The sequence below is a fragment of the Solibacillus sp. CAU 1738 genome, from assembly GCF_039888725.1.
In the GTDB taxonomy this organism is placed as follows: Bacteria; Bacillota; Bacilli; order Bacillales_A; family Planococcaceae; genus Metasolibacillus.
This window is the reverse complement of sequence record NZ_JBDQQN010000001.1, coordinates 40,505-61,435: the sequence shown is the minus strand read 5'-3', so window position 1 is coordinate 61,435 and position 20,931 is coordinate 40,505. Positions and strand designations below refer to the sequence as shown.

Genomic DNA, 20,931 nt, shown 5'->3' with positions numbered 1-20,931 from the left:
TTCTTTCTTGCGAAAGATGTTGATTTCCGCTCCGGGCAGCGCGCTTTTCGCGGGCACGGCTCCAACTAATTTTTTCGGAATGAATCCCGAAAAAATGGATTTTCCGCCCGTGCTGTTCCCGCAGAAGTCGGCTACCCGGAGCTCCAATCAACGTAATCTTTATAACCAAGATGCGCTCCTACATTTTTATATACATAATTCATTAATATCTTCTCTTTAAAATGTTCATACTTTCAAAAACCATAGGCATTTCTTTTGATGACTTTAGAAGTATTCAAGTTGACTTTTTTATATCCATTAACTGGCTTAATTTGAGTGTTTCTTGATTTGAAATCACCATGAGCACCATCTGCATATTATTTTAGCGGAGAGGAGAGGGATTTTGCGACACTTTGTCTTGTTTGGAGAAGCGTCCGCTCGACTCCTGCGGGATAGCGGAGAAATTTAGACCCCGCAGGAGCTTGCGGCGAGGAGGCTAAATCCTACGCCCGCGGAAAGCGAGCGGTAAGCTTCGGAAAACAACTGGAGAACTACATTTTTAAAATGAGTTATTCGGAGATTAATTCTAGAATAGCTCCAAATGTGAAACTATATGGATTTTTTAATGCCCTCGACAATTCACCTTTTCATTATTTACTTCTAGTCAATTCGAGTATATAAAAAAGAGTCGTAAAGGCACTATAGCCTTTATGACTCTTTTTATGTTGAAACAAAAAATTAAGCTTCTTTATTTTTTTGAGATTCTGCCCAAATATTTGTATCAGCAATTGTTGGGTTAGCTAGGTAATGGCCGCCTTCAATTTGAAGTGTTTGACCAGTCATGAATTTAGATTCATCAGAAGCTAAATAAACTACCGCATAACCGATATCGTCCGCTTCACCGTGGTAACGAAGAGCGTTAAATTTTGTAAAGATATCAATCATTGTTTGTGGAATATTATTTTTTGCAGCTGGTGTTAAAATAAGACCTGGTGCAATTGCATTACAACGGATATTATCTTTACCGTATTGAGTTGCAATATATTTCGTTAATTGAACAACACCTGCTTTTGTTGTACCATAAGCAGTACGGATTTGGTCACTTGCAAATGCAGCCATTGAAGCAGTGTTAATAATTGAACCACCGCCAGCTTTTTGCATATGTGGAATAGCATAACGGCTACCAAGTAATACTGATTTTAAGTTCATATTCACCAGTTTATCCCATTCATCTAAATCCATATTTACAACATCTAAATCTTTATGAATATTTGTTCCACCAACGTTATTATATAGAACTGTTATAGTGCCATATTGTTCAACAGTAAAATCAACAGCTGCCTCGATTGTCTTTGCATCGGTTGCATCAAGGAATACTGCTGAAGCTTCGTAACCTTCTTTTACTAAAGATTCTGCAACTTCTTTTGCACCTTCTAAATTATAGTCGGCAATTACAACTTTTGCGCCTTCTTTTGCTAATAACGTAGCAGCAGATAAACCAATACCTGATGCGCCACCTGTAACTAAAGCTACTTTATTTTCTACACGTTTCATAAAAAATGCCTCCAATATTAATACGAGTAACATGGATTATGTAATGACAAAATTTATCATACAGAATTCATTATTACCTTATTTTCTTTGCAGTTATAGATTATCACTAATCTATCAATTTTAAAACTATAAAGCACTAAAAAAAGTTATTTTTATCATAATTATAGGTTCCCGCAATTTTCAAGAAAACAATTATTGACATTTTATGGGTGAAATTTCACTTTCAGTATTTTCATCAACAGGTGAATTAGTATATGCGTTATACATGCCTTTGTAGAGATAAAGCTTTAATACAAGCCATATTGACAGCTTTTTATGCATGTATAGTCATTTATAGGACCTTCTCGCCCATCTTTTGTAGCTGCCCTAATTTATTATGCCAAAACAAGTCAAAGTATTGTAACCAGTCTTCGAGTTCTTTTAGTCTCTCTGCGTGCAATGTGTAAATTTTCTCGCGACCACTTTTTTGTGCGGATATGAGTTCAACTTGTTCTAAAACTTTCAGATGCTTTACGATAGCTGTTCGGCTAATGGGAAAATGCTGCGAAATTGCTGCGATTGATTTATTGCTCACAGTAAGAAGCTGTAGCACATGTCGTCTTGTCGGATCAGCTATTGCTAGGAAAATATCGTACTTTTCAGCCGATTGACTCACTCTGCCTCCACAGCCTCTTTTAGTTTTCGCCCGACAATCATAGTCCATCCACCGTCCATATTTTTATGAACAGCTTCAGAGGCTATTTTTGCTTTCGGTACAATATGTGAAGCTTCCTTCCAGCCACCATGTGTTAATGTAAACTCGGTTTGCTCACCTATCTCTTTTAGCTCAAATGTCACAAACCAACCATCTGTGTCCCAAGCAAATCGCACAAAATAAGGAGCATCAATTTGTTCAACTTTACAAGGTGATGGTCCAAATGGTGATTGCACTGTAAATTCATGCCCTACTATAGGCTTAAAATTATTCGGCATAAACCACCCAGCAAGTTGCTCTGCATCCGTTACTCTTTCCCACACCTTTTCAATCGATGCATTTAATGTAATTGTCTTTACGATATCTTGTAATTGCTCAGTCATAAAAAAACTCCTTTTAATAAAAGTATAACCATAAGGTGTTATAAATATATAACACCTTATGGTTATATGTCACTGTGAATTTTTACTAACAAAATATCACAGTAAGAACAATGAGTAACTTTGGATAGCGTTATTCAGCACAGATTGCACACTCTAATTTATGAGATGCATGCGACATCGAAGTGTTCATTAACGGACTATCTGCTTTTAGTTATTTTAAAATTTATTTGCCAATTTCACTGTGTGAAGTTTGAGTATTTAGTTTCAACAGCGAGGTATCGTCAACTAAAGTAGCTGTGTTAAATAAAAACAACACGTCTTTAATATTATTCTCGGTTAAATAACTAGTAATGCTACCGTTGTAATAGCGAAGGTCAATGACATGAATTTCTGACACATGTCTTGTAAGGAATGGAATAAAATTATGAGCGTACGAGTCTTTAATGACAAGAATCTTATCTTGTTCAATCTGCTTAGTGTCAAGCTTAGTAGTAAGCTTCATCAACGCATGGACCCCACCTAGGAAATAGGAATATTGATCCTTCTTAGTAAGATAGCTCTCATCATACATACTTGTCATTGTTTGATCTACATCCGAGATATACATCTCAGTAAACACAGCATCACTCGGTATGTAAGCTTTGATTGTATCCGGTGTTAAATTAGTAAACTGACTTCTTGTATGATAGCTCCCTAAAAATGAATTACTTACTGTTTCAATTAGAAAATCTTCCTGTGAATATGGTTTCCATCCCTGCTGCTCTGCAAAAGCAACATACGCCAAATAAGCTCCATATGTTGTCCAATGATGATCCGTCCGATAATAAATGGGTTCAGTTGCATGAGGCTCTAAGAAATCAAAGCCATTCATAAAGTTTATATCATTGTGCATATGATCCCCGATAAATTGATTTACCTTCTTTTGAGGATACGACGGCGCTAACCATGGTAACCGCTCCGGATAAAGTCCGATCGATGTGGGTGCCAGCATGAAAGTCATATTTACTTCTGGATGATTACTTGCGAATCGATTTACAGAATCTATATATTGCTGAACCTTTGTATAATCCGGCTCCAAAAATTTTTCAAATAAATAGCCATCTTTGCCGTAATAAATGCCGTTATTTTCTTGTTGCAAGCGGTATTTTTCAGAAGTTGATTTGATCCACAACCACTTATCCCGAAAAGGAAAGTGGTCCGTAATGAAACTTTCTGCCTCTTCGGCAAATTTCTTAGATAATAAATTCTCCCAAGTTAGTTGTGGAGTAGATTGTAAATACCTATTTTCCAGTTCTGAGAAACGTTGATGAGGTAAAATGAAAAAAAGTAGAGCAATTAAAAACATCGTACCTACAAATCCAAATACTAATAATCGCTCCGTTTTTTGCTTCATAATCATCTACCTCCCTAAAAACGAAAATATAAAAATGGATTAAACGTTGCATCTACCAAATAAGCTACTGAAAGAAAATAGAGAAAACCATACCAAACAAGATGAAGTAACGACATTTCATTACTTCTTAACCATTGCTTCCTAGGTAAAGAAGCGATGAGCAATACTAGGAGTAGCACCGCGTTAGTATAAAAAAAGTATATTGTTTCATTATTCCAAAGCGATTGACCATTGAACCCCCACATAGCAGCTAAATAATCAATAATTATGGAAGGCTGGTCAAATGCAAACAGCACCCACCCAATTAGAATGAGTATGATTGCATAAACGTGTCTTAGCCAACGTGGTAGGCGAAGAAGTAATGATAGCCCCCACCATTTTTCAAATAATAGAATGACTCCAAAATACAATCCCCATAATATAAAATTCCAGCTTGCTCCATGCCACAACCCTGTAAGCATCCAAACAATTAGGATATTACGCATTTGGATGGCTAATCCTCGGCGATTGCCTCCAAGTGGAATATACACGTATTCGCGAAACCAACTGCCTAGCGAGATATGCCATCTGCGCCAGAAGTCAGTAATACTCTGCGCTATATATGGCTTGTTGAAATTTTCGTTAAATCGGAAACCGAACATGAGGCCAAGTCCAATAGCCATATCGGAATATCCACTAAAATCAAAATAAATTTGAAAGGCAAATGCAATGATACCTAGCCAAGCAGTTAACACTGGCATTGACTCTGGATTAGAGTTTGATATTGTGTCCCAAAGTAGGCCAATATTGTTGGCAAGTAGCACCTTCTTCGCTAGCCCGATTATAAACCTTCGAACCCCCTCTGCAAACATTTTCATACTTTCTGAACGATGCTGCAGTTGTTCAGCAATCGTGCCATATTTCACGATTGGCCCTGCCACTAATTGTGGAAACAAAGATATATAAGTTCCGAAGTCAATCCAATTCCGCTGTGCTTTAGCTGTTCCTCTATATACATCTATTATGTAAGACATCGATTGGAACGTATAAAACGATATTCCTATTGGCAGAGGAAGTTCCGTTAAAGGGATATTCGTACCGATTAACGCATTTACATTTTGAATTAGAAAATCAGCGTATTTAAAATAAGATAGCAGCAAAAGATTAACGATAATAGAACATGCTACAATGCCCTTCCTTTTTACCGAGGTCATGTTCGGTTTATCAAGTAGTAAACCGAAACAAAAATCGATAAGCGTAGACACTAACATAATTACGATGTAAACCGGCTCACCCCATGCATAGAACACAAGGCTCATTATAAATAAAATTAGATTTCTAATACTTCTTGGCGCACAATAATAAAGCGTTAAAACTGCCGGCAAAAATATGAATAGGAAAAGAAGGCTACTAAATACCATAACGGTTTATTTTTCTGTGAAGAAGCGATCGTAAACTGTAATTAGTTTATCTGCTTGGTCAGAAATTACAAACAATACATAATTACCTTTTGTTACTATTTTGTGATTTTTTGCATTTTCATATTGATCTGGAAGATAATGCTCGAATTGCTTCGCGACATTTTCTGCTCGTTGTTTTACAGCTGCTTCAACCTCAGCAACATCTTTTGCATCCTTCACTTTAAAAATGGCTATTTCGTTTGTCTTTACATTCATCATTGGAATTCGAACGGAAAAATCTTCAAGTTTTGTAGCATCTAAACCGTATAGATTTAATAAATCCTTTTCCGTTAATTCCATTAGTGCGGGTTGCTCAACTTCTGTCACCATTTGCTCAGTCATTTCCTTTGCAGAATGACTTGCTTCAATTGTCGTAGTTTTATCATCAGTTGTAGAAGCGTTGTCATTAGAACAAGCTGACACCACCATAGCTAACACCATAGTTAACATAATTACCATCATTTTTTTCATAATAAACTCTCCTTTTGTTAAATAATTGACTTACAAAGGTATTAGACGGCAAATATCTAATAACGTTACACGGAATTTTATATTTTCAATTTTTAAAATTTACGCGAGTAGTATGCTTCATCTCTCAAGTAAAATGCTCGAATGAAATGTATGTACTATCAAATTTTCAAATCAAAAAGTACTACAGATTTTTTATCCGCAGTACTTGTCGTTAGTTATTATTGAGGGTTGACGGGTTCTTTTTGCTTTGTGGCTTTTCTTTGTTTTCATGATCATGTTGTTTTTTCGCTTTGTTGTTTTGTCCGATTACACCTAAATCATCGACGCTAATATCAAAACCATATCCGTATTCTTCTCGGTCTAATCCATTTTTTTTATTGTTTTCTTTCGCCAAAAGGATCACCTCCAATATTTAAAGTATCCATTTTAGCATTTATTATGCCTACTCAAACACATAAGAAAACTGTAAAAAAATTTAGTTAAACAACTCATACAAACCTGCTTTATTTCTTTCAAAACCTCACTTAAATGGCTTTTTCCATAAACATTTTTCTATGCCCTTCGCTTAACGTCAAATACTGAAATTTACCTTCTGTTAATTCTTCATAAATGCGATTGAATGTATCAAAAGCTAAATTATATTGAGCTTGGTCAATAATTCCGTCATTAAAGGCCTCCTCGATTTCATCTAAATCCTTCTTAATAATTTCTCCCGATGGCAGTACTATTAAATCTAAAAATAAATCCTCCATATACGGAATACCATCTTCCACTCCATTATGTGTCGTAATATCTATGTACCACTGAATGATTTCATTGTGTTCGTTAAACATTGTTGTAACAGCAAAATGCTCATTATCTGGTAATTGCTGCAACCATGAATAACCATCATTCACGATACAAGTTCTTTTATTTGCATGAGTAGTCCATAATGGTACTTTCACTTTATTTAAGCATAATAACGCAATGTAGCCTTTGAAAGATTCATCTGAAATATAGTCCTGGTAAAAGTCACGTTGTTCTATCCTTGCCCAGCCTTCCCTCGTAACAAAACGTTTTTTTAACATATCATTGCTCGCCTCTTTCTATTAAAGTTTTAATTCCATTTTCCTACTCACACTTTGCATATTTAGATTTTCGTAAAAGGTAATGGCTTTTTCATTAAAGGACCATACATTGAGCTCAATACTTGCTGCGTCATGTAATTTTGCCCAATCCACACAGGCAGTAAAAAGAGATTTCCCAATGCCCTTTCTTTGTTGATTATTTTTTACACCGAAGTCATGAATATATGCATATTTTCTTTGCACTAGCGATTCAAATGGAGGAGATTGTTCTAAGCTAAGTACTGCAAAACCAACTACTTCTTCTTTTTCTTTCGCTACGAAAATTTCACTATGTGCATCATTCATTAATTCTTGAAAATATGAAAGTGGCATTACTTGCTGCACTGGTTTAAAAATATGCGGCAATGCCTCGACATGTTCATCATGACCTTCTTTCACAAGTTCATTGATCCTTTCAAAATCCTGTAAAGTAGCTTGTATTATATTTACTTTCATTATAGTAAAACCTCCAGAAAATTAAGATTTTTTTAATTATACAATATCCTGGAGCTTCAATTACCATTTTACAACCAAATAGTGCTTTCAAAAAAATAAAGGAAGTAGTTCGCAAAAACGAACTACTTCCTTTTTTTATGATGTACGGCGCACATGATTTAAAATATGTAATAATGATAGTTCAATACTTTCGAGTGAGCCAATGCTTTGTTTTGCTAAGTCTATGCCATCAACTTCGTGGATTAAATGCTCTACAGCAATAACCTTACTCGCAGTTTCTATTTCTTGTTGCATAACTGGAGTAAATTCATGATATGTTGTTCGTGGTGTCCCTAGTGCACTGCCTTTTCCCCGCTCACGTCCATTTTTATCAATGACAACACCATTGTTAAGCGTAATACGCCCAAATGTATTCACTTGCGTTACTGTTAATACATCATATGTTTTATGTACTTTTCGATTTGATTTTGTAATAGCAACAACTTTATCGCCTATTGTTATTTGTTCCAACCATCTATAGTTCATTTTATTACTCCACCTTTTATCAAGCACTTTTCATTTTATAGTAACAAGAGTTTTCAGCAATAATGAAAAGACTTGCTTCAAAATTATAAGCCTAATGTAATATATCAGATTTTCCCGAGTAAGTACATAATACTTAGGGATTTTTGAAAATCTATTATTTTAGATACAGAAAATTAATCGACTTATTTAAACAGCTCTCTCATCACAAAATAAAGAGGCGTCTCAAAATTAATGAGACGCCTCTATTACACTATTTATTTACTTTATTTTAGTAGCCCCAAATCATTGCGAATAATGATCCTAGAATTGTAACTACCCCTACAAAGACTGCATATAGAATTGTTGTATACAAAGTTTTTTTGTCTTCAGATTCACCAATATGCATAAATAGTACAAGTTGAACTGTAGCTTGTGCGATTGCAGTTACTAATAATATTGCAAACGCTTGGTTGTACGACATATCAAAAGCGTATACCGCAAGTGCTACTAAAGTTAAAAGTAACGAGAAGGCAAAGCCCATCACATGTTGTTTCGGGAATAATTCTTTCATTAGCTAATCATTCCTTTCAGGTAGACGAAGCTGAAAATGAAAATCCAAACAACGTCTAAGAAATGCCAATATAACGAGAAGATAAACGCTTTATTTGCTGTTTCTGGTTTTAATCCACGTTTTGCTACTTGGATTAAAATAGCTAATCCCCAGAATGTACCAAATGTTACGTGTGCACCGTGTGTTCCAAGAAGTGTCATTAATGCTGAAAGGAATGCACTTGTTGTAATTGTTGCACCTTCCCCAACATAAGTAACAAACTCAAAAACTTCAATACTTAAAAACCCTAAACCTAATAAAAGTGTAATGATGAAAAATGTCATCATTGCATTTTTACGACCAAGACGCATTGCATGAATTCCAAGTCCAATCGTAAAACTACTCGTTAATAATAGAAATGTTTCTAATAAAACAGGTGTTATTTCAAAAATATGTGCTCCGCTAGGACCTGTCCCTGTACGATTTTCAAGGACAAAATAAACTGTAAATAACGTTGCAAACAGCATAATTTCTGCACCTAGGAATACCCAGAACCCGAAGATTTTCAGGCGATTTTCCTCAGTACTATATTCTAGAGGAAGTGAAGTATCAACTTTCATTATTTCTCACCTCTTAATCGTTTTTCAGTTGCCTCGATCTCTGCAACAGAAATGTAATGACCGTGATCATTTTCAAACGAACGATACGCCATAAAGCCAAATACAACAATCATACTTGCGATAGCTAAGCCCCATAAACTGAATACAGCGAAGAATGCTGCAAGGAAGAAGAAGCCACTCATCCAGAATGGTGCGCCAGTATTGTTTGGCATATGGATTTTTTCATATTTACCAGCCGTAATATCACGACCTTCTTTTTTCGCAAACCAGAATTCATCTAAACGTGTAACAGTTGGTACCACTGCGAAGTTGTATTCAGGTACTGGAGAATGTGTAGCCCATTCTAAAGAACGACCATCCCAAATATCTGACTTTTCATTACGTGGCATATGTCTCCAGCTGTAATAAATGTTATAACAGATTAACGCAAAGCCGACTGCAAGACCAAGTGCACCGATAAACGATAGCATATTTAATGGACCGTAACCAGTTGACTCTGAGTATGTGTACATACGACGAGCATAACCATCTAATCCTAAGATGAATAATGGGAAGAATGTTACGTTAAAGCTAATAGCGATAAACCAGAAACCTAATTTACCTAATTTTTCGTTTAAACGGAAACCGAACATTTTTGGCCACCAGTAGTGGTAACCAGCAAGTACACCAAATACAGTACCTGGAATTAATACATAGTGGAAGTGGGCAACTAAGAACATCGTATTGTGATATTGATAGTCAGCACTTGACATCGCTAGCATTACCCCTGTTACCCCACCAATTGTGAAGATTGGAATAAAACCTAGTGCATAAAGCATCGGAGTTGTAAATTGAATCTTACCGTGCCTCATTGTAAGCAGCCAGTTGAATATTTTAACCCCTGTCGGTACAGCAATCGCCATCGTAGTAATAGAGAATACACTGTTTACCATCACACCATGACCCATTGTATAGAAGTGGTGGGCCCATACTAAGAATGATAGTAAAGAGATAACAACCATACTCATTACCATTGATTTGTAACCGAATAAGTTTTTACGTGAAAATGTTGCGATAATTTCTGAGAAAATACCGAAGGCAGGTAGGATTACGATGTAAACCTCAGGATGTCCCCAAACCCAGAATAGGTTGGCCCAAAGCATATCCATACCACCATTAGCCATTGTAAAGAATTGTGTGCCAAATTGACGGTCTAACATCATTAGTGCAAGAGCTACAGTTAATACTGGGAAAGCAAATACGATAATAACGTTTGTGATTAAAATAGACCAAGTAAACATTGGCATTTTCATTAATTTCATACCAGGTGCACGCATTTTAATGATTGTCGTAATGAAGTTAATACCAGTCAATAACGTACCAATACCTGATAATTGTAAAGCTAAAGAATAATAGTTGTTTCCGACAGTTGGACTAAATTCTGTACTCGCTAACGGGAAGTACGCAGTCCAGCCTGCATCTGGAGACCCACCAAGAATAAATGATAGGTTTAATAAGCCACAACCTGCTGCAAATAGCCAGAAGCTGACAGCATTAAGACGTGGGAAGGCAACGTCACGTGCACCGATTTGTAATGGAATAACGATGTTCATTAAACCAATAACGAAAGGCATCGCCATGAATAAAATCATGATTAAACCATGTGTTGTGAAAATTTCATTGTAGTGTTGTGCATTTAAAAGTCCGTTATCCGGAACTGCAGTTTGCGCACGTAATAGAAGTGCGTCAATACCACCACGGAATAGCATTAAAAGCGCTACGGCGATATACATAATACCGATTTTTTTATGGTCAACTGTTGATAACCAGTTTTTGTAGAAATAGCCCCACTTTTTGAAATACGTAAGACCTGCTACGACAGCAATTGCACCGACAACGATACTAATAGCTGCCCCTAAAATCATCGGTTCTTGCATTGGATGGAATAGTTCTTCCATGCTCATAGGATGCGCTCCTTTCAGATTATAAAATTTGTGTGAATGTGTTGATTCGAAACTTCTGTGTGAAGTATAAATGGTCTACCTATTTATGATTCATGTTTGAATGGTCCATATTTGAATGATCCATTTCTTCATCTGACATGTCCATATCACCATGATCCATGCCATCCATATCCATGTCACCATGTTCCATTGGTGGTGGACTAAAGTCTAAATGAGTAGATGAGTAGCTTGAACGACCTACGTGTTCAGCTGCTAATAGCTCATTAAATTTTTCTTCAGTTAATGGTTCTTCGTTTGCTTTCACATCCGAAACCCATTCGTCAAAGTCTGCTTGTGTCATAGATTGTGCTTCAAACTCCATCTCAGCAAATCCACGTCCACTAAAGTTTGAGTTACGGCCCATATAAGAACCAACCTCATCTGCTGCAAGGTGAATAGTTGTTAACATATCACTCATCGCATATTTTTGACCTGCTAATTGTGGAATCCAGAAACTCGTGATAGGACCGAATGAATACAGTTTGAATTCGATTGGGCGATCAGTTGGAATATTGACATAGTTAACTGTTTCAATTCCTTGCTCAGGATAACTAAAATGCCATTTCCAGTTTGAAGATGATGCATAAATTACAAGTGGCTCTGCCTCATAGCCTTCCGGAGTATTTTCTACCGTAGTCGTCGTTTTTACAGTAACAATTGCTAAAAACGCTACAATAATAATCGGAATAACTGTCCAAATAATTTCTAGTACATGACTGCCCTCTTCATGTGGTGGCTCGTAATTTGCTGGCTGTTTAGAAGCACGATATTTAGTTAGCATAAATGCCAGTAGCACGTATACAACAAATAAAATAAAGGCCATTGTAACAATAGATAAAATAATCGTATTTGATAGTGTTTCAGCGTTCGGGCCTTTAGGATTTAGTACCATCACTGGTTCACATCCTGCAAGCAGCGCGACTAAGCTGAAAAACAACACCGCTATACGTGAATTTTTCTTCATGGTTTACTCCTCTCTAGTAAGCGATATGTCGCTCCTATGTGATTGCATTTCTATGTTTGCAAATTGGATTATACGCCTGAAAAAATCAAAAACAAACAAAAACATTATTTATTTAATAGTTTAATACATAGTTTTTGAATTTTTTTTGAACATATAATAGTTATTTCAATATTATTTAAACTTGCAATTTTCAAGTAAACACTATATAGACGTTGCAAACGCTGCGTTTTCGCGGATCCGACAAATTAATAAATGAAATCAGCACTTCACAATTCAGACTTAATTTCGTAATATCTCTATGTTTCATCATGCTTTTCATTAATTTCACTATTGCATTTTCACAAAAAAAGTAGTATTAGAAAGGTATCTTTCAGGGATTAATTTGAAGAATTCTAATGAATTAATGGCTAAATTGGATACACATCAATATTATGTAAGTATAATAATAAAAAAGAAAATTTTTATCATATTACATAATATTGGTTATTTCAGTATAGTGTTGGACAATAAAAAAAGCCGGTATCGAAATAGATACCGACTTCAAGTTAATGCATTCTCACACCATCTTTACTATAATACAGCATTTGATAGGAACGAAAATCTTCTGGCACTCCAATAAAATAAATAGCGGCTTCATCTGGATCTAATGCAATCGAAAGGATACGCTTAGTTTGTTCCTCTACTAAATCAATGCGGCTCACGCCATGCCCTTGCTGTACTGCAATTACCTGGCCTGGAACACCTTGTACCCAATCAGTGAAAATCTTTTGTCTCCCCCACTGTGACCCTGACCATGCATAGCCAATATGATTTTTATAAAATTTCGCTAATCCATGTATTCCATTTCCTAAATCAACTAATGCAAAGCGAACATCTCCAAAAGTTGAGGCACTTGAAAGCTTTGCAACAGTGGGATCAATCGTTGGCTCGTCAAATGTTGGAATAGACTGCTGTAATAATGTCGTTTCATCAAACGCGTATTTTTCACTACTAGGCATAAACATTACCAAAAGTATTGAACATAGAACCCCTACTTGAATTGCAGCAAAGAAATAATTCCGCTTACTCGTCCAGTTACTATATAGTAATAGTGCAAAAATGCCAAAGAACACTAGCGTACTAATGATCTCTTCAGGTTTCATGTAAAATAAACGTAGCTTCGGTGCTTTTTGTTCTTCAACAGTTAATATAGGTTGTTTTTTATATTTACCACGCAAATGTCCAAGTAACTGCGGCGCTTGTTTAGTTAATTCATCAAAAGTTTCAACTTGCGGAAAATCAATTAAACGATTTGGTCTCTCAACCCATTGATACATATAATGGAGCAATTCTATTAATGATCGCTTTTCTTCATCTGTTAATGTGGGTGCACTATAAAATACACTATGACCACTTTCAATTGCACGCTGTAGTAACCAATCACTTTTCGCTAAATACGTTAATGTCGCCTGCTCATTTCGTTCATTTTCTACAATAGTCATAAATTCATGCCAACGCTCCATATATATATCTTCAACAGTATGCGGTGCTTGCTCGGAGGAAATCACGACTTCAGTAATAGGTTCACGTACTAGCCAAAACGTCAAAATTAATACACAGCAAGTTACAATCACCGTAACGGAAAACGGTAGCCATGCTTTATTCTTATTGTTCACTTTTTCTAGCGTTTCTTGTTTTTTATCCTCTGAAAAAACACGTTCCTTATAGGCTTCCTTTAATGCATTTCGAATCGGATCATGCATCAACCTCTCCTCCTTCTATTAGCGTCACACCAAGCATTTGTCTTGCTCGACGCAATCTTGTTTTCACTGTATTTAGTGGCAGTGCCAACACTTGGCTCACTTCTTCCAAAGACAGCTCAGCAAAATGAAATAGTACAAGCGGATCCTTGTATTTTGTCGGCAAATGTTCAATTGCTGAAACAAGTTGCTGTTGTTCATCTTTATGTACCAGCTCTGTTTCAGGTGTAGCATTTGTTTTTAATAGCTTTTGGAATAACTCTGATACATAGATTTTTTTATTTTTCCAGCTCGCTAAATAGTCATGGCATACATTTACTGCGATACGATATATAAATGTCTTCACCGATGCGTCCCCGCGAAATTTTGCGAGTGATCGGTAATAGCGAATAAATGTTTCTTGCGTTAGATCCTCTGCCGTTTGCCAGTCACGTACGTATGTATAAATAAGCTGCAACAAATAAGCACTATATGTATCCATCGCTTCAGTTAATAACCTGTCACGATCATTCACATGCACACGCTCCTTTTAATAAATTTGTAGTTAGACTCATCATAAAGTAGAAAAGTTTCATTTGATATGAAAAAAATATTTCGTATACGTAAATAGTTAAAGTATTCGCATCTATTCTTGCAGCCACTATATCTTCAAACATAACTAAACTTCTGAAAACCGTGTTCATCACATATATTAAATGAGTTTCAGTTGTCCAAAAAATTGTGACTTATGGGGGTAATACATAATGGATGTAATGACAACAGATTTTTTTACTGGTTTACTGTCAATTATTATGATTGACTTAGTACTAGCTGGAGACAATGCATTACTTATAGGGCTAGCTGCAAAAAGCTTACCAAGGCATCAACAGAAAAAAGTAATTTTATGGGGAACTATAGGGGCACTATTAGTTCGCATCTTATTAACTTTAGTAGCACTAAAGCTGCTTGAATTAAATGGCCTTCTTCTAGCGGGAGGAATTTTATTGGTATATATTTCATTTAAATTATTACTAACAAACGAAGAGCATGAAGTAAAATCAAAGAGCAGGAGCTTTTGGGGAGCATTATGGACAATCCTTATAGCAGATATTTTAATGGGAATGGATAATATTATTGCCGTCGCAGGAGCAGCACATGGGAATATCTTATTAGTTATATTCGGATTAATGATTTCCATCCCAATCGTCGTATGGGGTAGTACTCTCGTTATTCGTTTAATAGAAAGGTTTCCGTTTATTATTACAATAGGTGCTGGTGTATTAGTATGGACAGCATCTAAAATGATTGCCAAAGATACCTATATGGCACCTATTTTTGCGAATCAGCAGCAAATATATTTATTTGAAATAATGTTAGTATTGCTCGTCCTCTTAGTAGGGTCGATTATAAAAGGATTAAAACAAGAAGCAGCAATAAAAAGTAAAAGTAAAGCCGTTCCAAAATAATAGAAATCTATATGATAGAATTTGCATGTAAATAGCTGATGTGGTTATCTACGTGGTTCCGTTTTTTGAATGCTTGCTTGCGCTTTCGATAGACTATAAAAAAACAACTAACTATTAGTAGGACTTTAACCTACTAATAGTTAGTTGAACCATTTAACATATTTAAAGACAATTTAATCGAGATTTATCTTTATAAAATTGGCTTCTTTCTATCCTATTTAATGTCGAACAAATCACGTTTACGTTTGCCCTTAATTACCATTTACTAAGCTTGTATTTGACGTGCGATTTTTTCTGTTAAACGTGTCGTTACTTTCGGTAAAACCATTTTAATCATTGGTGTTAGTACTGCGCCTGTAAGACCGCCAGCATTTACTTCTACAGTACCTGTCATTGTTGTTTTACCAGCTGTTTCTTCAGCAGTAAATTGACCGCTACCCGTGAAGTTTTCAGTTAAGCCTTTTAACTCAAATTTAATATTTGAGGGCTCACTAAATTCTACGATGTTTAATTCCATTTTTACGGTTTTTTTAATGCCCTTCATATTTCCTTCGAATGTCCAAATTGATTTTTTATCATCAACTTGCTCGTACTCTTTATAAGCAGGGACTAATGTAGCCCATTTATCAATTTTACTAACATAGTTCCAAACTGTATCGATGCTTACTGGGATTTCTACTGAATGTGTTGCTGTTGCCATAATTCCACTACTTTCTTCTATTATCGTTAAATGAAATACATCTACGATAATATTATTGCACAAAAAGTATTGTAAGGAAACTATCATAAGTCTCTCGTTGCCACACTTCAAAATTACTATAAATGAGTACACCCCACCTTTTTTCATATAAAAAAAGCTTTGGTTAGGGTTTCGAAATATTCACATTTTATTTTATATTTTGTGGCTGTAATTTGCTTAATAATTGCTGTGCCTTTTCCTCTATTTCATTGAAACACTCTTCCAAAACTTCAGCTTTTAACGGCTTACTAATTAAAAATCCTTGCACTTGATCACATGCGGTTTGCATTAAATATGCGAGCTGCTCCTCTGTTTCGATGCCCTCTGCAACAACTTTAAGCTTCAAATGCTTCGCCATCGAAAGAATCATTAATACAAGTGCATCTCCGTCCTTATTTTGGTCGATATGCCAAACGAAGCTGCGGTCAATTTTCAAACAGTCCAGTGGGAAATCCTTTAAATATGATAACGAGGAATAACCTGTACCAAAATCGTCGACTGCAATTGTAATACCGTATGCTTGCAGTTGTTGAATGACCAATGTGACTGATTGCATATTCATCGTCATACTTTCTGTAATTTCAAGCTGCAAATAGCTAGGATTTAATTGAGTATCCTCTAAAATGGAACGGACATAGTCAACTAAGTCCTCTTGTAACAACTGACCAAGAGACAAATTCACGGCAACCTTTCCATATATATTTTTCTCCTGCCACTTTTTCGCTTGTTCACAGGCTGTTTTTAACACCCATTGACCAATAGGAATGATTAAGCCTGATTCCTCAGCTATCGGAATAAACTCGCCTGGCGAAATCCAACCTCTTTCAGGATGCTGCCACCTAATTAACGCTTCCATCGATTGAATTTTTCCCGATTTCAAATGAAGCTGCGGCTGATATTCTAAAAATAATTCATTATTTTGAATAGCTTGGCGTAAATCATTTTCTAGTGAAATACGTTCTGATCGTTTTTCTGTCAATGCAGGCTCATAAAACAATGCATGTTCGACAGTATTTCTAGCTTCATACATCGCAAATTGTCCATACTTTAATAAATCATGTCTATCTAGAGCATCTTTCGGATATTGGGCAATTCCAATATTTAACCGACTATTCAATGAAAAATGCTGAATTTCAAATGGAATCTTCATAACTTCTTGTAAATGCTGAACAATTTTCTGAAGTTGATGTTCAGTTATACTTTCTTCTATTAATACAGCAAACTGCTCTTCTCTTAATAAGAAAACTACATAGTCTTCTGGCAATGCTTGGCGTATCCTTCTTGCTACAATTTGCTTTAGCTTATCAGAATAACGCGAGCCAAGTGTTGACTGAATCATTGACAGACGATCAATTTCAATTACTAATATGATTTTCGTGTTGTCATTTTTATTAAGCTTGTTTTTTAGCTGCTCCATAAAATAACGACCATTCGGTAACCCTGTTAATTCATTAAAATAAGCCATTTTTTGCATCGCTGCTTCCGATTTTTCTAAGGACTGTTTTGCTGATAACACTTCGCGAAATGGATGTTCAATGGCGATATAGTAAACTGTTTGAAACAGCATATAAAAAGCTGCTAGCTGAAATAAATGTCCTATAAAATTATTAATATCGTAAACATCATTATATGTAGTAAATAATATATCACTAATAATTAAACAAACAGACGCTAATATATAATACACATTCTTCTTTTTATTTAATTTATGTTTTTTTAGGACGATAAGAATAAAACAAAATTGAAAAAGCATCGCCACATATTGTAATGCCTTTTTCAAAAATGTTGTTCCATTTTCGTCTACTAACGGCGGCAAAATAGTCTCTAGTGAATAGACAATATAAATCGCCGCACCCATACCAATACTAACTAGTGTCCAAATAGCTAGTCTAAAACTATTTTTCACACGTTTTACTTTAATAGTAAAAATAAATATTAAACCTATTGGTAAAACTAAACGGGAGATCATATAAAACCACGTTGCCATATAAGGGTCCCCTTCATAAATAAAAAACGGCATCCCCTTATACGTTAGTGTATGTGCAATTTCGATAATGCCAATAAACATAAAGAGCGAACTTAAATATACTACTTTGTTCGTGAGGTTATATCTCGATGTAGCCCATATTTGCAGAGCAGTTGACATAGCTGCTACGATGATAAAAATTTCAATTAATAAATGTAATGAAGTGTAATTTTCCATGCCAAAAATACCATATAACTGTTCGCTAAACATAAAAATTACTGTTAATATAATTGCGGAAATTACTACAAATATTATTGGATTTCTAAAATAAAAACTATGTTCATCGATTTTCTTCATCATACTCCTCTCCCTCCCACTTAATAAATTACAAAAATACCCTATTGATATTTATATTACCATACTAATGTTTAGTAAAAGTTTCGTTTTGTGTCTATTATATAAATTTACATTATAGGCTTTTATTATCCTAATTAATGTCAATAGATAACAATAAAGCATTTGTTCAAATCACCTATTTATCTAGGATACAAATAGATACAAATGTATAAAACTAAAAAACCATGTATACGCAGTCCTTTGCGTATACATGGTTTTCATTTAAGACAATCTACCTTTGAAATCCTCGTAGCTAAATTGCTTTTGAATTCGACATTCACCTGTTGCATCTTGAATGACAATCGCTGGTAATGCCATGCCGTTAAACGTATTATTTTTCACCATTGAGTAAATGGCCATATCTTCGAAAACTAAGCGGTCGCCTTGCTTTAATGGTGTATCGAATGCATAATCACCAATAACATCTCCAGCTAAGCAAGTTGGTCCACCTAAACGATAGGCATATGGTTTTTCGCCTACTTTACTTGAGTTTTGTAGCGGTGGGCGATACGGCATTTCTAACACATCTGGCATATGACAAGACGCAGATGTATCTAAAATCGCAAGCTCCATTCCGTTTTCTAACGTTTCAAGAACAGTTGTCACTAAGAAACCAGCACGGTAAGCAATTGCTTCACCTGGCTCTAAATATACTTCAAGCCCGTATTTTTCCTGCATCCGTGTAATGCATTGTTCAAGTAGTTCGATATTATAACCATCACGTGTAATATGATGACCACCACCGAAGTTTATCCACTTCATTTGCGGTAGCCATTGACCGAATTTCTCTTCTACTGCTTCAAGTGTAATCGCTAATGCATCTGAATCTTGTTCACATAAAGTATGGAAATGAATACCGTCGATTTGACCTAGTAGCTCTGGTTTAAAATGCTTTAATGTTACCCCAAAACGACAGCCGCGCGCACAAGGGTCATAAATTTCTTGACCTTCCTGCGTTGAACATTCTGGGTTAATACGTAAGCCAACACTTTTACCTGCTGCATGTACTTTGGCACCGTATTTTTCTACTTGTGCAAATGAGTTAAAAACAACATGATCGCATAGCGAAATTATTTCATCAATTTCATCTTCGCGATATGCGGGTGAAAACACATGATTTTCCTTGCCCATTTCCTCATAACCAAGGCGCGCTTCATATAAGCCACTCGCTGCTGTACCACTTAAATATTTGCCTATCAATGGGTACATCGAAAACATTGAAAAAGCTTTCTGCGCTAAAATGATTTTACAGCCCGTACGTTCCATTACACCATGCAAAATTTGAAGATTTTTTTCAATTAAACCCTCATCTACAACATAGCTAGGTGTTGGTAATTGATCAAACTTCATATTAGTCCACTAGCTCCGGATTGAAGCTTTCCTTCCAAGGTAATCCCCATTTATTTAATGCTTCCATGAATGGATCTGGATTAAACTCTTCAATGTTGTAAACACCTGGTTTATTCCACTCACCATTTAATATCATCATTGCACCAATCATCGCAGGCACACCTGTCGTATAAGAAACTGCTTGAGAACCAACTTCTTTATAGCACTCTTCGTGGTCACATACGTTGTACACATAATACGTTTTAGGTTGCCCATCTTTTTTACCTCGGAAAATACAGCCGATGTTTGTTTTTCCTTTTGTACGTGGCCCAAGTGATGCTGGGTCTGGTAACACCGCTTTTAAAAATTGTAATGGAATAATTTCCTTACCTTCATACATAATTGGCTCGATTGATGTCATACCAACGTTTTCTAAGCATTTTAAATGCGTCAAATAGCTTTGACCAAATGTCATGAAGAAACGAATTTGTTTTAAGCCCGGCACGTTTTGTGCAAGTGATTCAAGTTCTTCATGGTATAGCAAGTACATATCTTTTTCGCCAACTTCATCAAAATTGTACACACGTTTTATCTCCATTGGTTGCGTTTCAATCCACTCTCCTTCTTTCCAATAACGGCCGTTAGCTGATACTTCACGGATATTAATTTCTGGGTTGAAGTTTGTTGCAAATGGATAGCCATGGTCTCCACCATTGCAGTCTAAAATATCGATGTATTCAATTTCATCAAAATGGTGTTTAAGTGCATGTGCTGTGAAGACGCCAGTTACACCTGGATCAAAGCCAGAACCTAAAAGTGCTGTAATACCCGCTTCTTCAAAACGTTCGCGGTATTCCCATTGCCATTTGTATTCGAATTTTGCAGTGTCTTCTGGCTCGTAGTTCGCCGTATCCATATAGTGCGTTTTTGTCGCTAAACATGCATCCATAATCGTTAAATCTTGATATGGTAAAGCTAAGTTCATGACGATATCAGGTTTTACTTCGTTGATTAATGCGATTAACTCCTCAACATTGTCTGCATCTACTTGTGCAGTCGTGATTTTTGTACCTTGACCGTCTAATTTTGCTTTTAATTCATCACATTTTGACTTTGTACGGCTCGCAATGCAAATTTCCTCAAATACTTCACTGTTTTGAACACATTTGTGGATAGCAACTGAAGCTACGCCACCTGCACCAATAATTAACGCTTTACCCAT

At 35.8% G+C, this 20,931-nt stretch carries 21 protein-coding genes; 1 reads left to right on the top strand and 20 read right to left on the bottom strand.

Annotated elements, in window-relative coordinates:
• Positions 1-717: 717 nt before the first annotated feature.
• The 16 genes from AAFN87_RS00365 to AAFN87_RS00290 all read right to left on the bottom strand — a co-directional run bounded on the left by AAFN87_RS00365 (position 718) and on the right by AAFN87_RS00290 (position 14,348).
• On the bottom strand, positions 718-1,533 hold the full coding sequence (locus AAFN87_RS00365) for an SDR family NAD(P)-dependent oxidoreductase (RefSeq protein WP_347789007.1): 816 nt from the start codon (positions 1,531-1,533) through the stop codon (positions 718-720).
• Between the two features lie 331 nt (positions 1,534-1,864).
• Positions 1,865-2,188, bottom strand: a complete 324-nt coding sequence (locus AAFN87_RS00360; RefSeq protein ID WP_347789006.1) for an ArsR/SmtB family transcription factor — start codon at positions 2,186-2,188, stop codon at positions 1,865-1,867.
• Complete coding sequence (locus AAFN87_RS00355) at positions 2,185-2,610, bottom strand: SRPBCC family protein (protein WP_347789005.1); 426 nt, start codon at positions 2,608-2,610, stop codon at positions 2,185-2,187. Before AAFN87_RS00355 ends, AAFN87_RS00360 begins: the two co-directional genes overlap by 4 nt.
• A gap of 223 nt (positions 2,611-2,833) precedes the next feature.
• Positions 2,834-4,003, bottom strand: coding sequence for a DHHW family protein (locus tag AAFN87_RS00350; protein ID WP_347789004.1), 1,170 nt, complete (start codon positions 4,001-4,003; stop codon positions 2,834-2,836).
• A gap of 14 nt (positions 4,004-4,017) precedes the next feature.
• On the bottom strand, positions 4,018-5,403 hold the full coding sequence (locus tag AAFN87_RS00345; RefSeq protein ID WP_347789003.1) for an MBOAT family O-acyltransferase: 1,386 nt from the start codon (positions 5,401-5,403) through the stop codon (positions 4,018-4,020).
• A 6-nt stretch (positions 5,404-5,409) separates the two neighbouring features.
• Positions 5,410-5,913 carry a DUF4358 domain-containing protein gene (locus AAFN87_RS00340; RefSeq protein WP_347789002.1) on the bottom strand — a complete coding sequence of 168 codons (504 nt, stop codon included), beginning with the start codon at positions 5,911-5,913 and terminating at the stop codon, positions 5,410-5,412.
• Positions 5,914-6,124: 211 nt separating this feature from the next.
• Positions 6,125-6,316 carry a hypothetical protein gene (locus AAFN87_RS00335; protein ID WP_481886443.1) on the bottom strand — a complete coding sequence of 64 codons (192 nt, stop codon included), beginning with the start codon at positions 6,314-6,316 and terminating at the stop codon, positions 6,125-6,127.
• 121 nt (positions 6,317-6,437) lie between these two features.
• The gene (locus AAFN87_RS00330) at positions 6,438-6,980 is read right to left on the bottom strand and encodes a ribonuclease FAU-1 family protein (protein ID WP_347789000.1); all 543 of its coding nucleotides are present in this window, start codon (positions 6,978-6,980) and stop codon (positions 6,438-6,440) included.
• Between the two features lie 21 nt (positions 6,981-7,001).
• A complete protein-coding gene (locus AAFN87_RS00325; RefSeq protein ID WP_347788999.1) occupies positions 7,002-7,475 on the bottom strand; it encodes a GNAT family N-acetyltransferase in 474 nt (157 codons plus the stop codon).
• 135 nt (positions 7,476-7,610) lie between these two features.
• Complete coding sequence (locus tag AAFN87_RS00320) at positions 7,611-8,000, bottom strand: hypothetical protein (protein WP_347788998.1); 390 nt, start codon at positions 7,998-8,000, stop codon at positions 7,611-7,613.
• Between the two features lie 268 nt (positions 8,001-8,268).
• A complete protein-coding gene (gene qoxD / locus AAFN87_RS00315) occupies positions 8,269-8,550 on the bottom strand; it encodes a cytochrome aa3 quinol oxidase subunit IV (RefSeq protein WP_347788997.1) in 282 nt (93 codons plus the stop codon).
• Complete coding sequence (gene qoxC / locus AAFN87_RS00310) at positions 8,550-9,149, bottom strand: cytochrome aa3 quinol oxidase subunit III (RefSeq protein WP_347788996.1); 600 nt, start codon at positions 9,147-9,149, stop codon at positions 8,550-8,552. Before qoxC ends, qoxD begins: the two co-directional genes overlap by 1 nt.
• On the bottom strand, positions 9,149-11,092 hold the full coding sequence (gene qoxB / locus AAFN87_RS00305) for a cytochrome aa3 quinol oxidase subunit I (protein ID WP_347788995.1): 1,944 nt from the start codon (positions 11,090-11,092) through the stop codon (positions 9,149-9,151). The genes qoxC and qoxB overlap by 1 nt, the downstream gene beginning before the upstream one ends.
• A 79-nt stretch (positions 11,093-11,171) precedes the next feature.
• The gene (gene qoxA, locus AAFN87_RS00300; RefSeq protein WP_347788994.1) at positions 11,172-12,095 is read right to left on the bottom strand and encodes a cytochrome aa3 quinol oxidase subunit II; all 924 of its coding nucleotides are present in this window, start codon (positions 12,093-12,095) and stop codon (positions 11,172-11,174) included.
• 545 nt (positions 12,096-12,640) lie between these two features.
• Positions 12,641-13,837, bottom strand: coding sequence for a hypothetical protein (locus AAFN87_RS00295; RefSeq protein WP_347788993.1), 1,197 nt, complete (start codon positions 13,835-13,837; stop codon positions 12,641-12,643).
• The gene (locus tag AAFN87_RS00290) at positions 13,830-14,348 is read right to left on the bottom strand and encodes a sigma-70 family RNA polymerase sigma factor (RefSeq protein WP_347788992.1); all 519 of its coding nucleotides are present in this window, start codon (positions 14,346-14,348) and stop codon (positions 13,830-13,832) included. The genes AAFN87_RS00295 and AAFN87_RS00290 overlap by 8 nt, the downstream gene beginning before the upstream one ends.
• 229 nt (positions 14,349-14,577) lie before the next feature.
• Between AAFN87_RS00290 and AAFN87_RS00285 the strand changes: the two genes are divergently transcribed.
• Positions 14,578-15,279 carry a TerC family protein gene (locus AAFN87_RS00285; protein WP_347788991.1) on the top strand — a complete coding sequence of 234 codons (702 nt, stop codon included), beginning with the start codon at positions 14,578-14,580 and terminating at the stop codon, positions 15,277-15,279.
• A 265-nt stretch (positions 15,280-15,544) separates the two neighbouring features.
• On the opposite strand, the gene AAFN87_RS00280 is transcribed toward AAFN87_RS00285, so the two are convergent.
• The 4 genes from AAFN87_RS00280 to AAFN87_RS00265 all read right to left on the bottom strand — a co-directional run bounded on the left by AAFN87_RS00280 (position 15,545) and on the right by AAFN87_RS00265 (position 20,931).
• Positions 15,545-16,066, bottom strand: coding sequence for an SRPBCC family protein (locus AAFN87_RS00280; protein WP_347788990.1), 522 nt, complete (start codon positions 16,064-16,066; stop codon positions 15,545-15,547).
• 100 nt (positions 16,067-16,166) lie between these two features.
• Positions 16,167-18,344, bottom strand: a complete 2,178-nt coding sequence (locus AAFN87_RS00275; RefSeq protein ID WP_347788989.1) for a bifunctional diguanylate cyclase/phosphodiesterase — start codon at positions 18,342-18,344, stop codon at positions 16,167-16,169.
• A gap of 258 nt (positions 18,345-18,602) precedes the next feature.
• Complete coding sequence (gene nspC, locus AAFN87_RS00270; RefSeq protein ID WP_347788988.1) at positions 18,603-19,730, bottom strand: carboxynorspermidine decarboxylase; 1,128 nt, start codon at positions 19,728-19,730, stop codon at positions 18,603-18,605.
• Between the two features lies 1 nt (position 19,731).
• On the bottom strand, positions 19,732-20,931 hold the full coding sequence (locus tag AAFN87_RS00265; RefSeq protein WP_347788987.1) for a saccharopine dehydrogenase family protein: 1,200 nt from the start codon (positions 20,929-20,931) through the stop codon (positions 19,732-19,734).

Bases quoted from the DNA above. Each gene is read 5' to 3' on its own strand.
- AAFN87_RS00330 (WP_347789000.1), bottom strand. From the start codon at position 6,980: ATGTTAAAAAAACGTTTTGTTACGAGGGAAGGCTGGGCAAGGATAGAA.
- qoxC (WP_347788996.1), bottom strand. From the start codon at position 9,149: ATGAAAGTTGATACTTCACTTCCTCTAGAATATAGTACTGAGGAAAAT.
- AAFN87_RS00365 (WP_347789007.1), bottom strand. From the start codon at position 1,533: ATGAAACGTGTAGAAAATAAAGTAGCTTTAGTTACAGGTGGCGCATCA.
- qoxA (WP_347788994.1), bottom strand. From the start codon at position 12,095: ATGAAGAAAAATTCACGTATAGCGGTGTTGTTTTTCAGCTTAGTCGCG.
- AAFN87_RS00355 (WP_347789005.1), bottom strand. From the start codon at position 2,610: ATGACTGAGCAATTACAAGATATCGTAAAGACAATTACATTAAATGCA.
- AAFN87_RS00285 (WP_347788991.1), top strand. From the start codon at position 14,578: ATGGATGTAATGACAACAGATTTTTTTACTGGTTTACTGTCAATTATT.
- AAFN87_RS00350 (WP_347789004.1), bottom strand. From the start codon at position 4,003: ATGAAGCAAAAAACGGAGCGATTATTAGTATTTGGATTTGTAGGTACG.
- AAFN87_RS00295 (WP_347788993.1), bottom strand. From the start codon at position 13,837: ATGCATGATCCGATTCGAAATGCATTAAAGGAAGCCTATAAGGAACGT.
- AAFN87_RS00265 (WP_347788987.1), bottom strand. From the start codon at position 20,931: ATGGGTAAAGCGTTAATTATTGGTGCAGGTGGCGTAGCTTCAGTTGCT.
- AAFN87_RS00345 (WP_347789003.1), bottom strand. From the start codon at position 5,403: ATGGTATTTAGTAGCCTTCTTTTCCTATTCATATTTTTGCCGGCAGTT.
- AAFN87_RS00325 (WP_347788999.1), bottom strand. From the start codon at position 7,475: ATGAAAGTAAATATAATACAAGCTACTTTACAGGATTTTGAAAGGATC.
- AAFN87_RS00340 (WP_347789002.1), bottom strand. From the start codon at position 5,913: ATGAAAAAAATGATGGTAATTATGTTAACTATGGTGTTAGCTATGGTG.
- AAFN87_RS00275 (WP_347788989.1), bottom strand. From the start codon at position 18,344: ATGATGAAGAAAATCGATGAACATAGTTTTTATTTTAGAAATCCAATA.
- qoxD (WP_347788997.1), bottom strand. From the start codon at position 8,550: ATGAAAGAATTATTCCCGAAACAACATGTGATGGGCTTTGCCTTCTCG.
- AAFN87_RS00320 (WP_347788998.1), bottom strand. From the start codon at position 8,000: ATGAACTATAGATGGTTGGAACAAATAACAATAGGCGATAAAGTTGTT.
- AAFN87_RS00280 (WP_347788990.1), bottom strand. From the start codon at position 16,066: ATGATAGTTTCCTTACAATACTTTTTGTGCAATAATATTATCGTAGAT.
- nspC (WP_347788988.1), bottom strand. From the start codon at position 19,730: ATGAAGTTTGATCAATTACCAACACCTAGCTATGTTGTAGATGAGGGT.
- qoxB (WP_347788995.1), bottom strand. From the start codon at position 11,092: ATGAGCATGGAAGAACTATTCCATCCAATGCAAGAACCGATGATTTTA.